The organism is Variovorax sp. GW822-FHT04E09 (assembly GCF_058800845.1).
Window position 1 is genome coordinate 38,010 of record NZ_JBXAMR010000012.1, and the last position, 13,016, is coordinate 51,025.

A 13,016-nucleotide genomic window follows, 5' to 3' on the forward strand; every position below is an offset into this window, starting at 1 on the left:
ACCTCGCCTGCGGTTTCTTCAGGAAGCCGCGGGCAATTTGAGGTTCAATCCGGGGCGTGCCCTCCACCGCCTCCCCTGCCTTTCTTTCCATCGAACTCACCTCGCCGCAGTCCGTCGACGGACGGCGCGCGGCCTTCCAGTCGCTGTGGCTGCTGGTGCGCATGCAGCACGCCCATGCCCACGGCGGCGGCAGCGGTGTCGTGCGGCTGGCCGACCTGCGCGGCGAGGTGTCCGACGCCAGCACGCTGCGCATGGTCGTGAGCCGCGCGTTCCGCGACTTCAAGGCCTGGGGCCTGGAGGTCGGCTGGGGCGAAGACCTGCAGCGCGAGCCGCGTTTTCTCAACGCCGAAAGGCGCAGCCAGGGCCCGTTCTGGCTGCCGGCCGCGCAGGCCAAACGCCTGCGCCTGCTCGTGGACAACCGCCCGGCGACCGCCGCCGAGGTGGCCTCGTTCCTCGGCCTGCGCGCCCGCAAGGCGCAGGCCGCCGGCGCGATCACGCCGCCCGACGCCGTGCACCTGCAGGACGCCGCCTTCTGGAAGCAGCTGGTCGCCTCGCAGCAGGCCGCGCGACAGGGCCGGCTGATGTCGCCGGTGGCGGGCGGGACCGGCGGCAGCGCGCTCGAAGCCATCCGCCTGGCCGGCACGCTGGCCGCGAGCGACTTCCAGCGCGCGCTGGTCACGCTCAACGAGGCCATGCTGTGGCGCCGGCTCGGCGACAACGAGCAGGCGCGCCGCCGGCTGCAGGCGCTCAAGAAGCAGCGGCTTGCGCACCACGTGGCGGGCAACGACTACCTGGGCGCGATGGAGTGCATCGTCTCGGCCTGGTGCGCCTACACCGCGCGCGACCTGCCGTTGGCGCAATCGCTGCTGGGCGGCATGGCGCAAGACCCGGCGCGCGCGCTGGTGCTGCGCCACCACCCCGACGTGCGCTTCGAGTGGTGCAACCTGTGGGCGCTGGCCTGCCGCTCGCGCGCCCTCGCGCTGGCCGCCGACGACCGCCCGGCCGCCGCCGCGCTCGCCGAAGAGTCGCTGCAGCGCTTCGGCGAGGCGCTGGCGGCGGCCTTCGAGTCGCACTCCTTCGACGCCGCGCAGCACGTGGCGGCCAACATGGGCATGGCCGCGTGGCTGTTCGACCGCGTGGGCCTGGGCGACCTGCCGGCGCTCGCGCACGACGGCCACCGGGCCGACACCACGCGCCGCGCGGTGCAATGGATCGCCTTCAGCGAATGGCTGTGCGGCCACACCGACGGCCAAGGCCGCTCGGCATGGAACGCGATCTACCTGATGCGCATCGCGCGCGGCCACTGCAAGCCAGAGACGCAGCCCACGCTGGCGCAGTTCCGCGCACAGAAGCCGCTCGACCCGGCCGCGATGTCGAAGCTCGCGGGCCCGCTCGCCGACGCCTTCGACACCGCGAACTGGCCCGCGCGCTGGGTCGACGTGGCGCAGGCGCGGCTGGCCGACCACCAGGCGGGGCGACGCCGCTACCCCGGGTTGCAGCAGGGCAGCCTGCTGTTCGAGCACGCGTGGTACGCGGCGCATGCGGGCGACCTGAAGGCGGCCGAGCACTCGCTGGGCCTGTTGCGCGAAGTGCTTCCGCAGCTGGTGCCGAGCGACCGCGCCTACTTCACCGAGTCGTGGAACGATGCGTTGCCGGCCGAGCTGGTGCTGGAGGCGAAGCCGCCGAGGCGGCCGTCGGCACCTCGTGTGGTGTCCCGCAAATAGCTGCGCAAAATGAAATCGATGCGTTTCGCGTCAGGGCAAGGCGCAAACCGCAGCGATACCCGTAGGTATCGCGAGGATTTGCAACGCCGCCCTGGCGTGAAAGGCGCGATTTCATGCGCAGATATTTGCGGGACACCACACTAGGAAAAAGGCGCGCTGAGCGCCTGCTGCACCCGCTCGCGCAGCACCGGCAGCACGTCGCGCTCGAACCACGGGTGGTGCTGGAACCACGCGGTGTTGCGCGGCGACGGATGCGGCAGCGGGACGAAGCGCGGCGCGTAGTCCGCAAAGGCCTCGACGGTTTCCGTCACGCCGCCGCGCGCGGCCTTGCCGAGGAAGTGGCGCTGCGCGTACTGGCCGATGAGCAGCGTCAGCGCGATGTGCGGCATCTGCGCCAGCAGGCGGTCGTGCCACAGCGGCGCGCACTCCTTGCGCGGCGGCAGGTCGCCGCTTTTGCCCCGGCCCGGGTAGCAGTAACCCATGGGCACGATCGCGATGCGCGCAGCGTCGTAGAACAGCTCGCGGTCGATGCCGAGCCAGCGGCGCAGCTGGTCGCCGCTCTTGTCGTTCCACGCCACGCCGGTCTGGTGCACCGTGAGGCTGGGTGCCTGCCCGACGATCAGCAGCCGCGCGCTCGCACTGGCCTGCACGATCGGGCGCGGCCCGAGCGGCAGGTGCGCCTCGCATGCGCGGCAGGCGCGGATTTCGGCGAGCAGCGCATCCACGATGCTGAGGCTAGTCGGCGAACGGGCGGAAGAAGGCGTTCAGCTCGGTGCCCGGCGTGGCATCGGCAAAGCCGTCGAAGCGGCCTTGCTCGGCCAGCGTGCGCGCGGCGCGGATGAAGCCGCCCCAGGCCGCGCGCGCCATGCCGCCGCCCACGCTGACGCGGCGCACGCCGAGCGCGGCAATGTCCGCCATCGTGAGCTCGCTGGTCGCGCCGACCAGCAGGTTGACCGGCTTTGGCGCGACGGCGGCCACCACGGCGGCGATCTGCTCGCGCGTCTTGATGCCGGGCGCGTAGAGGCAGTCGGCGCCGGCCTCGGCGTACGCACGCAGGCGCGCGATGGCGTCGTCCAGGTCGGGGCGGTTGGCAAAGAAGTTCTCGGCGCGGCCCACGAGCAGCGTGTCGCCACCCGCTGCGTCGATGGCCCGGCGCGCGGCGCGCAGGCGCTCGACCGCGACGTCGATGGGGAACAGCGGATCGTCGGGGTTGCCGGTCGAATCCTCGATCGACAGGCCCGCCACGCCGGTCTCGACCGCGAGGCGCACGCTCTCGGCCACGCCCTGCGCGTCGGCGGCGAAGCCGTTCTCGAAGTCGGCGTTCACCGGCAGGTCGGTGGCGGCCACAAGTTCACGCAGGTGCGCGAGGATCTGGTCGCGCGACAGGGCGCCGTCGGCATGGCCCTGCGACCACGCGAAGCCCGAGCTGGTGGTGGCCAGCGCCTGGTAGCCCAGGCCTTCGAGGTAGCGCGCGCTGCCGGTGTCCCAGGGGTTGGGAATGACGAAGCAGCCTTGGGTGTGGAGCGCGCGAAAGTCTGCGCGCTTCTGCGCGATGGAGCGGGTCATGAGAGCCTCATCTTTCCTTTGGGGTTCAGGGAGGGGTGGCGGCCGCAGGTGAGGCCACCGGTGCAGCCGCGAGGATGTGTGCCGCGAGCACGGCGAACTGGTCGGTGCGGACCTCGCTGCGTTGGAACCAGCCCTTGCTGTTGTCGACACGGTGCACCACGACGAGGTCGCGCTTGCGATCGACCATCATGAACTGGCCGCCGGCACCCACGGCCAGGAGCAGCTGATTGGGCCCGCGCTGCCAGAACGGGAAGCCCTTGAGCGGCACCCACCACAGATAGCCATAGCCGCTCCAGCCGGGTCCGACGGTCGTGTACGAGGTGGTGCTTTCGGTCACCCAGCCGGCCGGGACGATGCGCTTGTCGTGCCACATGCCGTCGCGCGCCATCAGCAGGCCGATGCGGGCCAGGTCGCGCGCCGACAGATGCATCACCTGGGCCGGGTGCTCGGAGCTGCGTTCGAGCCGGGACTCGGTGTCCTGCGGATAGCGGAAATCCTGGAACTGCAGCGGTTCGGCCAGGTCGGTCTTCAGCGCCTCGAAGACGCTGCGTCCGGTGCGGCGTTCGAAGATGGTGCCCAGCACGTTGGCGTCCCAGTTGTTGTAGTACCAGAACTCGCCCGGCGCATGGCTGCCCCGGGCCGGTCGCTCGGCCTTGGCCTGGGCGGTCTCGTAGGCGGCCGGATGGTAGACACCCGAGCGCAGCTGCAGCAGCTGCCGCACGGTGGCCGTGCGTTCGGTGTCGCTGAGCCCGTCCTTGTCGCTGATGCCGAGCTGGCCCAGCGTCTGGTCCAGGTCGATCTCGCCGCGGCCGACGTGAATGCCGTAGAGCACGCTCTGCACGCTCTTGCGCACCGAGGCCAGGTTCATCGGCTTGTCGATGTCGCCGTAGGCATGCACGAGCACGCCCTTGTCGATCACGAGGTAGGCGTCGGACTTGATCGATGCGGCAAACGCATCGGCCACCTTGAGCTTCGCTTCGGACCAGTGGCTCGGTTCAGCCACGCTCGGGGTGGCCCACTGCGCGGCGGGGAACACACCGGCCGCGGGCACGGCGTGCGCGGCGCACAGCAGCAGCACGGCAGACAGCGCGGTGCGCAACACGCCGGGCAAGAAACTGCGCGGAAGACCGGCCATGGGCATCTCGACTCCTGAAAGTCGTGCGCCTTGGAAACGACGTGGGAACCTGGGGGCTGCGGGGCCCGGCGCGACGAGCCTCGCATTCTGACGCAGCGACGCCAGCCTTGCTGCCTCAGCACTCCACCACGTTCACCGCAAGCCCCCCCAGCGAGGTCTCCTTGTACGTGGCCTTCATGTCCTCGCCGGTCTGCTTCATGGTGCGGATCACGGCGTCGAGCGAGACGTAGTGGCTGCCGTCGCCGCGCAGCGCCATGCGCGAGGCGTTGATGGCCTTCACGGCGCCCATCGCGTTGCGCTCCACGCAGGGAATCTGCACCATGCCGCCGACCGGGTCGCAGGTCAGGCCCAGGTTGTGTTCCATGCCGATCTCGGCCGCGTTCTCGACCTGCGCGGGCGTAGCGCCGAGCACGGCGGCGAGCGCGCCGGCCGCCATCGAGCAGGCCACGCCGACCTCGCCCTGGCAGCCGACCTCGGCGCCCGAGATGGAGGCGTTGGTCTTGTAGAGCATGCCGATGGCCGCGGCGGTGAGCAGGAAGTCGACGATGCCCTCGTCGCTGGCCTGCGGCACGAAGCGCTGGTAGTAGTGCATCACGGCGGGCACCACGCCGGCCGCGCCGTTGGTGGGCGCGGTGACGACACGGCCGCCGGCCGCGTTCTCCTCGTTCACCGCCATCGCGAAGGCGTTGACCCAGTCCATGGCCGCGAGCGGATCGGCGGCGCCGGCCTGCGCCAGCAGCTCGCGGTGCAGCTCGGGCGCGCGGCGGCGCATGCGCAGCGGGCCGGGCAGCGCCTGCGCGGCCAGCGGGTTGTCGATGCCGAAGCCGCGCTGCACGCACTGCTGCATCACGCCCCAGATGCGCAGCAGGCCCGCGCGCACCTCGGCCTCGGGCCGCCACACGCATTCGTTGCGCAGCACCAGCGTGGCCACGGAGATGCCGTGCGCGCGGCACTGCGCCATGAGTTCGTCGCCGGTCGTGAAGGGATGCGGCACGGCCGCTGCGGTCGCTGCCGTTTGCGCCACGGCCTGCCCGCCCTCGACGACGAAGCCGCCGCCGACCGAGAAGTAGGTGCCTTCGGCGAGCACGGCGCCGTCGGCCGCGAAGGCGGTGAAGCGCATCGCGTTCGGGTGCTCGGGCAGCGACTCTTCGCCGCGAAAGGCGATGTCGCGCACGCGGTCGAAGGCGATGGGCGTTGTGCCCAGCAGGCTCAGCTGGCCGGTGCGGCGCAGCGCGTCAAGGCGCGGCTGCACGGTCTCGGGCCGCACGGTGTCGGGCGCGTCGCCGAAGAGCCCGAGGATCACGCCCTGGTCGGTCGCGTGGCCGTGGCCGGTGGCGCCGAGCGAGCCGAACAGGTCGACGTGCAGGCGCGCCACCTGCGCGAGCAGGCCGCGCCGTTCGAGCGATTGCGCGAACAGCAGCGCCGCGCGCATCGGTCCGACGGTGTGCGAACTGGACGGCCCGATGCCGATCTTGAAGATGTCGAAGGCGGAGAGCATCAGCGCATCATGCGACCGGAAGCTGCTGTTTGACCAGCGCCACCCAGTAGGCCGCACCGAGAGGCAGGATGTTGTCGTTGAAGTCGTAGTACGGGTTGTGCACGTTCGGGTCGTTCGGGCCCTCGCCCGCGCCGATGCCGATGTAGGCGCCGGGGCGCTTCTGCAGCATGAAGGCGAAGTCTTCCGAGCCCATGGCGGGCGGGATGTCGGTGTGCACCTGCTCGATGTCGACCAGGCTGGCCGCCGCCGCGATGGCCGCGTCGGTCTCGGCCGGCGTGTTGACCACGCCGGGGTAGCCGCGGCGGTACTCCAGCGCCACCTTGGCGCCGTGCGTGGCGGCCACGCCGTCGCAGATCTGCTGCATCGCCGCCTGGGTCTTGTCCTGGATGGCGGCGTCGAGCGTGCGCACGGTGCCGCGCAGCACCACGGTTTCGGGAATGACGTTCCAGGTGTCGCCGCCGTGGATCTGCGTGACACTGACCACGGCCGCGTCGGTGGCGCCGGTGCGCCGGCTCACGATGGTCTGCAGCGCGTTGATGAGCTGGGCCGAGATCACCACCGAGTCGATGCCGTTCTCGGGCATGGCGCCGTGGGCGCCCTTGCCGGTGATGACGATCTCGAAGGTGTCGAGAAAGGCCGTCATGGTGCCCTTGCGGATCGCGAAGCGCCCGCGCGGCAGGCTCGGAAAGTTGTGCATGCCGTAGACGGCGTCGGCCGGAAACTGCTCGAACAGGCCCTCTTCCACCATCACGCGGCCGCCGCCTTCGTTTTCCTCGGCGGGCTGGAACACGAAGTGCACCGTGCCCTGGAAAGGCTTGTGGCGCGACAGGTGCTCGGCCGCGCCCAGCAGCATCGCGGTGTGGCCGTCGTGGCCGCAGGCGTGCATCTTGCCGGCGCACTTCGAGGCATGCGCCTGTGTGCCCAGCTCCTGCATGTTGAGCGCGTCGAGGTCGGCGCGCAGCGCGATGCTGGGGCCGTCGCCGTTCTTCAGCGTGCCGACCACGCCGGTGCCGGCCAGGCCGCGGTGCACGGGCAGGCCCATGAGCATCAGCGCGTTGGCCACCACGTTGGCGGTGCGGTGTTCCTCGAAGGCGGTCTCGGGGTTGGCGTGGATGTCGCGGCGCCAGCTGAGCATGCGGGCACGGGTGTCTTCGGCAATCTCGGGGTCGCGGTACATGGCGTGTATCTCTCGTGGGATGAAATCAGTGGAAGAACTCGGCGATGAAGGTGGCGCCGAGGAAGGTGCCGGCCGTCGCGGTGAGCGACACCACCACGATGCGCCAGCCGAGGCGGCGGAACACGGGCAGGTCCTTGGCGACCGAGAAGCCGGCCAGCGCCAGCACCGGCGTGGTGAAGGCCAGGAAGTGGAGCTTGGCGGTGATCGCGATCAGCGCGTCGGAGAACGGAAACAGGCCCGGGATGCCGACCACGGTGGCCACCACCGAGAGCACCAGCACCATCGGCAGGCGCGGCACGAAGCGCTTGATGGCTTCGACGGCGCCGGCAATCGCCACCACAGCGAGCACGCCTTCGAGCGACACCAGCACCGGCACCTTGTAGGTCACGGCATTGCCGATGAGCACGCCGCCGCCCACCACCAGCCAGGCCAGCAGCGTGTCGCGCAGCGAGGTCGGCGCGGCGTGGGCCACGTCGGCGCTCGAGACGTTCGCGCCCGCGTCCACCGCGGCACCCTGTTGCGCGCCATGCTTCGAGAAGCGGCCCAGCACCGGCTCCAGCTTGCCGTAGAGCCACGAGCACAGCGGCAGCGACAGGAACAGCGTGAAGTAGAAGCCGGCCACGGTGGTCAGCAGATTCGATGCGGCGGCAATCGCCGTGAGCTGCGGCAGCATCTCGGGCGGGCTCTGCGCGGCGATGGCGCCCAGCGCCGCCGCCATCAGGCTGCCCGAGCCCACGCCGGCGCCCATGGCCAGCGAGCGCGGGTCGAAGATGTGCAGGCTGGCGATGAAGCCCGCCAGCACCGCGATGAACAGCGCGCCCAGCACGGTGCCGGTGATGTACTCGGCCAGCACGCCGCGGCCTTCGGGCGAGGCCATGCCGTACTTCTCGCCAATGATCACGAGATTGCCCTCGCGGCCCACCGAGAAGGTGGCGCCCACGGCCTCGCGCTTGATGCCCAGCAGCAGCGCCAGCGGCAGGCCCAATGCCAGGGTGCCCAGCGCATGGCCGAACTCCTGGAACAGCAGCGCCCAGCCGGCCTGCTTCACCTGCGGCAGCGCGGCGCCGACCGTGAGGCCCAGCTTCACCACGAACAGCAGCAGGCCCGCGTTGAGCAGGCCACCGGCCAGCGACTGCTGCGCCGTGGCCACGCGCACCACGCCCGGCACGCGCCGGTGCGCGATGCCCCAGGCGGCGGCCATGAGCAGCGCCCACAGCATCGGCAGCAGCACCACCTTGCCGGGGCCGACGCTGAACTGCGTCGGGCCAATGAGTTCGGCCACGGCCACGAGGACCAGGGTGACGACGAGGAGCTTGAATTTGCCGGCGGCGCTGGAAGGCGCTACGGCTGCAATCGTGGAGGCAGCGGAGGTCATGGGTGGGCGTTTTCGAGGGGTGCCGGCGAGTTTCGGGCGGCGAGCCTCTTGCATCAATGACCGCAAATAAGGATATTCGTTGCATTGAATGCAACACTCGGAGACGACCGCCATGGACGACAAGCTCGACACCCGCCGGGTGCGCTACTTCATGCAGGTGCTCGACAGCGGCTCGGTGCGCGGCGCGGCCGACGTGCTCGACATGGACCCGTCGGCCGTGAGCCGCGCCATCGGCATCCTGGAGACCGAGTGCGGCCTGCCGCTGCTGGAGCGCCACGGACGCGGCGTGGTGCCCACCGACGCAGGCCAGCTGCTGGCCGGCTATGTGCGAAGGCAGCAGGGGCAGAAGCAGCACCTGCTGGCGCAGATGGACAGCATCCGCAAGATCGAGAGCGGCCACATCGACATCGTGGCCGGCGAAGGCTATGTCGACTGGCTCATGCGGCACAGCCTGCGCATCTTCATGGCCAGCCACCCGAAGATCACGGTGAACCTGGACGTGGCCAGCACCGACGAGATCGTGCGCCGCGTGATCGAGGAACGCGCCCACATCGGCATGCTGTTCCAGCCGCCGAAGGACGAGCGGCTCACCTCGCACCAGTCGCATGCGCAGCCGATCCAGGCCATGGTGCTGGCCTCGCACCCGCTCGCGCAGCTCGGGCGCCCGCTGAAGCTGGCCGACCTGCTGCCCTACCCCGGCGCCACGCTGCATCGCAATTTCGGCGTGCGCCAGCACATCGAGGCGGCCGAGATCAGCGAGGGCGTGCGACTGCCCGCGCTGCTGACCACCACCTCGTTCAGCGCGCTGGGCCACTTCGTGTCGGCGGGCCTGGGCTACACGCTGGGCACGCGCATCTCGCTCACGCCCAATGCCGACCACCCGTCGCTGGTCGAGCTGCCGATGAAGAACCCGCTGCTGTCGCAGGGGCGCTCGCACATCGTGTCACGGCACGGCCGCCTGCTGCCGCCGGCCGCGGCGGCGCTGCTGCGGCAGGTGGTGGCGGACATGAAGCGCTATGCCGATTCGATCGCGGGCACGGGCACCGGCACCGGCAAGCCCCGCGCGAGCACGCGCGGGCGCGGCGCGACGGGTTGAAGGGCATGGGGGCTTGCGTTGCGTGCGCGGCCGGTTCGGTGTTCTGATCGGAGCCCATGTCCTACCTCGCTCCCCTCTTCGTCCACCTGCTGTGCGCCGCCTTCTGGGTCGGCGGCATGGCCGTCATGCACTTCGCCGTGCGCCCCGCCGCCGTCGCCACGCTGGAGCCGCCGCTGCGCCTGCGCATGATGGCCGCGACGCTGCGGCGTTTCTTCATCGGGGTGGACGCGTCGGTCACGCTGCTGTTCGTGAGCGGCTTCGCGATGATCCTCGCGACCGGCGGCTTTCGCGCCGTGCACTGGCGCGTCGAGGCCATGATGGGCATCGCGCTCGTGATGGCGGCGATCTACGTCTACATCCGCGCCTCGGTGTTCCGCGCCCTGCGCCGCGCGGTGGACGACAGCGCCTGGCCCGTGGCAGCCGCGCGGCTGAACACCGTGCGCCAGCTGGTGACGCTGAACCTCGCGCTGGGCGTGGTGGTGTTCGCGGTGGCGGTGATGGGGCGCGGCGCTTAGGCCGCAGGGCCCTTCAGCTCTACGCCATTGCCATCGGGATCTTCGAGATAGATCGAAGGCCCGTTGCCCTCGGCCCCGAAGTTGTTCTGCACCTCGCCGTGCACCGGCACACCGTGCCGCGCCATGCGCGCACGGATCGCCGCTTCGTCGAAAGGCTCGATGCGCAGGCAGAGGTGATCGACATTGCGGCCTTCGCGCCCGGCCAACGCGCCGCCCTGGCTGCCGAGCTTGCCGTCGTGCGTGACGAGGTCGATGAGGCTGCTGCCGGCGCGCAGGTGCACGAGGCCGAGGTCGTCGCGGCGCTTCTCGAGCGTGCAGCCGAGCACGTCGCAGTAGAAGGCCATGGACCGCGCGGCGTCGCGCACGCGCAGCACGACGTGGTCGATGCGCAGCACCGCGAACGGGGCCGCATCGGCTGCGGAAGCAACAGGAGGCGAAGCAGGCGGGCGCGTCATGCCCGCCAGTGTGTCAGACCACCCCGGCCGCGCGCAATGCCTCGAAGCGCGAGGCGTCGACGCCCATCTCGGCCAGCACCTCTTGCGTGTGCTGCCCGAGCGCGGGCGGTGCGCGGCGCAGCACGGGGGGCGTGGCCGTGAGGCGCAGCGGGCTCGCCACGCCGGTGATGCTGGCGATGCCGTCGCCCGCATCGCGCGGCAGCGTGACGGCCAAGCCGCGCGCCTGGACCTGCGCGTCGTCGAAGGCCTGCGCGATGTCGTTGATGGGGCCGCAGGGCACGGCCTTGTCTTCGAGCAGCGCGACCCAGTCGGCGGTGGTGCGGGTGCGCGTGAGTTCTTCCATCATCGGGATCAGCACGCCGCGGTGCTTCACGCGCAGCGTGTTGGTCGCAAAGCGCTCGTCGGCGGCCCATTCGGCGTGGCCGGCGGCTTCGCAGAAGCGCGCGAACTGGCCGTTGTTGCCGATGGCCAGCAGCATCGCGCCGTCCTGCGTCGGAAAGTCCTGGTAAGGCGCGAGGCTCGGGTGCGTGTTGCCCTGGCGGCCCGGCGCCTTGCCGGTGTTGAGGAAGGCGCTCGCCTGGTTGGCGAGGATGGCCATGCCCACGTCGAGCAGCGCCATGTCGATGTGCTGGCCTTCGCCGGTGCGGTCACGTACCTGCAGCGCCGCGAGGATGGCGGTGCTGGCGTACACGCCGGTGAAGAGGTCGGTGAGCGCCACGCCCACGCGCAGCGGGCCGCCGCCGGGTTCGCCGTCGGGTCGGCCGGTGATGCTCATCATGCCGGTCATGGCCTGGATCATCAGGTCGTAGCCCGCGCGCTCGGCGTAGGGGCCGTCATGGCCGAAGCCGGTCACGCTGCAGTAGATGAGGCGCGGGTTGGCCGCGCGCAGGCTTTCCTGGTCGAGGCCGTACTGCTTGAGGCCGCCGGTCTTGAAGTTCTCGACCACGATGTCGGCCTGCGCCGCCATCTGCTGCAGCAGCGCCTGCCCTTCGGGCGTGGCCATGTCGATGGTGACCGAACGCTTGTTGCGGTTGCAGGAGGTGAAGTAGCTGGCCTGGTCGGTGTCGTGGCCGTTCGCGTCCTTCACGAAGGGCGGGCCCCAGGTGCGCGTGTCGTCGCCGACGCCGGGGCGTTCGATCTTGACGACATCGGCGCCCAGGTCCGCGAGGATCTGCGTGCACCACGGGCCCGCGAGCACGCGGGACAGATCGAGGACCTTGATGCCGTCGAGTGCTGCGGGCTTGGTGCTCATGCGTCTGATCAGTTCGCGAAAGCGGCGATGCCGGTGATGGCGCGGCCCAGGATGAGCGCGTGGATGTCGTGCGTGCCTTCGTAGGTGTTGACCACTTCCAGGTTCACCAGGTGGCGGGCCACGCCGAACTCGTCGCTGATGCCGTTGCCGCCCATCATGTCGCGCGCCATGCGGGCGATGTCCAGCGACTTGCCGCAGTTGTTGCGCTTCATGATCGAGGTGATTTCCACCGCGGCGATGCCTTCGTCCTTCATGCGGCCCAGGCGCAGGCTGCCTTGCAGGCCCAGCGTGATCTCGGTCTGCATGTCGGCCAGCTTCTTCTGGATGAGCTGGTTGGCGGCGAGCGGGCGGCCGAACTGCTTGCGGTCCAGCGTGTACTGGCGGGCACGGTGCCAGCAGTCTTCGGCGGCACCGATGGCGCCCCACGAGATGCCGTAGCGGGCGCTGTTCAGGCAGGTGAACGGGCCCTTGAGGCCTTGCACTTCGGGGAAGGCGTTTTCTTCAGGGCAGAACACGCCGTCCATGACGATTTCGCCGGTGATGCTGGCGCGCAGGCCGACCTTGCCGTGGATGGCGGGGGCCGTCAGGCCCTTCATGCCCTTTTCGAGCACGAAGCCGCGGATCGGGCCGACCGTGCCGGTTTCGCTGACTTCCTTGGCCCACACGACGAACACGTCGGCGATGGGCGAGTTGCTGATCCACATCTTCGAACCGCTGAGCGAGTAGCCGCCCGGCACCTTCTTGGCGCGCGTGGCCATGCTGCCGGGGTCGGAGCCGTGGTCGGGCTCGGTCAGGCCGAAGCAGCCGATCCATTCGCCGGTGGCGAGCTTGGGCAGGAACTTCTGCTTCTGCGCTTCGGTGCCGAATTCGAAGATTGGCACCATCACCAGCGAGCTCTGCACGCTGGCCATCGAGCGGTAGCCCGAGTCGACGCGCTCGACTTCGCGGGCGATCAGGCCGTAGGCCACGTAGTTCAGGCCGGGGCCGCCGTACTGCTCGGGGATCGTCGGGCCGAGCAGGCCGAGCGCGCCCATTTCGCGAAAGATCGCGGGGTCGGTTTCGCCGGTGCGGAAGCCTTCGATGACGCGGGGCGCCAGGCGCTCCTGGCAGTAGGCGTTGGCCGCGTCGCGGATCATGCGTTCTTCGTCGGTCAGCTGCTGGTCGAGAAGAAGGGGGTCGTCCCAGTGGAATTGCGCTTTGGCGGCCATGTGGATGTCTCCGGA

Annotated in this window: 12 protein-coding genes; 3 read left to right on the forward strand and 9 right to left on the reverse strand. The window is 70.4% G+C overall.

From position 1 onward, the window contains the following. Positions 1–56 precede the first annotated feature (56 nt). Positions 57–1,724: a hypothetical protein gene (locus tag AC1RL8_RS29730; protein ID WP_492686856.1), complete on the forward strand. Its 1,668-nt coding sequence runs from the start codon at positions 57–59 to the stop codon at positions 1,722–1,724. Positions 1,725–1,864: 140 nt separating this feature from the next. Here AC1RL8_RS29730 and AC1RL8_RS29735 read toward each other — a convergent pair whose 3' ends face one another. The 6 genes from AC1RL8_RS29735 to AC1RL8_RS29760 all read right to left on the reverse strand — a co-directional run bounded on the left by AC1RL8_RS29735 (position 1,865) and on the right by AC1RL8_RS29760 (position 8,475). Then, a complete protein-coding gene (locus tag AC1RL8_RS29735) occupies positions 1,865–2,449 on the reverse strand; it encodes a uracil-DNA glycosylase family protein (RefSeq protein ID WP_492686855.1) in 585 nt (194 codons plus the stop codon). A 10-nt stretch (positions 2,450–2,459) separates the two neighbouring features. Beyond that, positions 2,460–3,290, reverse strand: coding sequence for an isocitrate lyase/PEP mutase family protein (locus AC1RL8_RS29740; RefSeq protein ID WP_095743102.1), 831 nt, complete (start codon positions 3,288–3,290; stop codon positions 2,460–2,462). Between the two features lie 25 nt (positions 3,291–3,315). After that, the gene (locus tag AC1RL8_RS29745; protein ID WP_492686854.1) at positions 3,316–4,425 is read right to left on the reverse strand and encodes a serine hydrolase domain-containing protein; all 1,110 of its coding nucleotides are present in this window, start codon (positions 4,423–4,425) and stop codon (positions 3,316–3,318) included. 115 nt (positions 4,426–4,540) lie between these two features. Beyond that, on the reverse strand, positions 4,541–5,926 hold the full coding sequence (locus AC1RL8_RS29750) for an L-serine ammonia-lyase (RefSeq protein ID WP_492686880.1): 1,386 nt from the start codon (positions 5,924–5,926) through the stop codon (positions 4,541–4,543). 4 nt (positions 5,927–5,930) lie between these two features. Continuing rightward, a complete protein-coding gene (locus tag AC1RL8_RS29755) occupies positions 5,931–7,100 on the reverse strand; it encodes a M20 aminoacylase family protein (protein ID WP_492686853.1) in 1,170 nt (389 codons plus the stop codon). Positions 7,101–7,125: 25 nt separating this feature from the next. Beyond that, positions 7,126–8,475 carry a DUF3100 domain-containing protein gene (locus AC1RL8_RS29760; protein ID WP_492686852.1) on the reverse strand — a complete coding sequence of 450 codons (1,350 nt, stop codon included), beginning with the start codon at positions 8,473–8,475 and terminating at the stop codon, positions 7,126–7,128. Positions 8,476–8,587: 112 nt separating this feature from the next. Here AC1RL8_RS29760 and AC1RL8_RS29765 point away from each other — a divergent pair, with 112 nt between their 5' ends. Continuing rightward, positions 8,588–9,571: a LysR family transcriptional regulator gene (locus AC1RL8_RS29765; protein WP_492686851.1), complete on the forward strand. Its 984-nt coding sequence runs from the start codon at positions 8,588–8,590 to the stop codon at positions 9,569–9,571. A gap of 56 nt (positions 9,572–9,627) precedes the next feature. After that, positions 9,628–10,086, forward strand: a complete 459-nt coding sequence (locus tag AC1RL8_RS29770) for a CopD family protein (protein ID WP_492686850.1) — start codon at positions 9,628–9,630, stop codon at positions 10,084–10,086. Here AC1RL8_RS29770 and AC1RL8_RS29775 read toward each other — a convergent pair. From AC1RL8_RS29775 to AC1RL8_RS29785, 3 genes are read right to left on the reverse strand one after another with little or no spacing between them, the layout of a single operon-like run. Further along, a complete protein-coding gene (locus tag AC1RL8_RS29775) occupies positions 10,083–10,541 on the reverse strand; it encodes a VOC family protein (protein ID WP_492686849.1) in 459 nt (152 codons plus the stop codon). The two genes, AC1RL8_RS29770 and AC1RL8_RS29775, sit on opposite strands and share 4 nt — an antisense overlap. Positions 10,542–10,554: 13 nt before the next feature. Continuing rightward, positions 10,555–11,793 (reverse strand): CaiB/BaiF CoA transferase family protein, encoded by a 1,239-nt coding sequence (locus tag AC1RL8_RS29780; RefSeq protein ID WP_492683189.1) that lies wholly within the window; start codon positions 11,791–11,793, stop codon positions 10,555–10,557. Positions 11,794–11,801: 8 nt separating this feature from the next. After that, a complete protein-coding gene (locus AC1RL8_RS29785; RefSeq protein WP_492686848.1) occupies positions 11,802–13,001 on the reverse strand; it encodes an acyl-CoA dehydrogenase in 1,200 nt (399 codons plus the stop codon). Between the last annotated feature and the right edge of the window lie 15 nt (positions 13,002–13,016).

Bases quoted from the DNA above. Each gene is read 5' to 3' on its own strand.
- AC1RL8_RS29740 (WP_095743102.1), bottom strand. From the start codon at position 3,290: ATGACCCGCTCCATCGCGCAGAAGCGCGCAGACTTTCGCGCGCTCCAC.
- AC1RL8_RS29745 (WP_492686854.1), bottom strand. From the start codon at position 4,425: ATGGCCGGTCTTCCGCGCAGTTTCTTGCCCGGCGTGTTGCGCACCGCG.
- AC1RL8_RS29755 (WP_492686853.1), bottom strand. From the start codon at position 7,100: ATGTACCGCGACCCCGAGATTGCCGAAGACACCCGTGCCCGCATGCTC.
- AC1RL8_RS29760 (WP_492686852.1), bottom strand. From the start codon at position 8,475: ATGACCTCCGCTGCCTCCACGATTGCAGCCGTAGCGCCTTCCAGCGCC.
- AC1RL8_RS29765 (WP_492686851.1), top strand. From the start codon at position 8,588: ATGGACGACAAGCTCGACACCCGCCGGGTGCGCTACTTCATGCAGGTG.
- AC1RL8_RS29770 (WP_492686850.1), top strand. From the start codon at position 9,628: ATGTCCTACCTCGCTCCCCTCTTCGTCCACCTGCTGTGCGCCGCCTTC.
- AC1RL8_RS29775 (WP_492686849.1), bottom strand. From the start codon at position 10,541: ATGACGCGCCCGCCTGCTTCGCCTCCTGTTGCTTCCGCAGCCGATGCG.
- AC1RL8_RS29780 (WP_492683189.1), bottom strand. From the start codon at position 11,793: ATGAGCACCAAGCCCGCAGCACTCGACGGCATCAAGGTCCTCGATCTG.
- AC1RL8_RS29785 (WP_492686848.1), bottom strand. From the start codon at position 13,001: ATGGCCGCCAAAGCGCAATTCCACTGGGACGACCCCCTTCTTCTCGAC.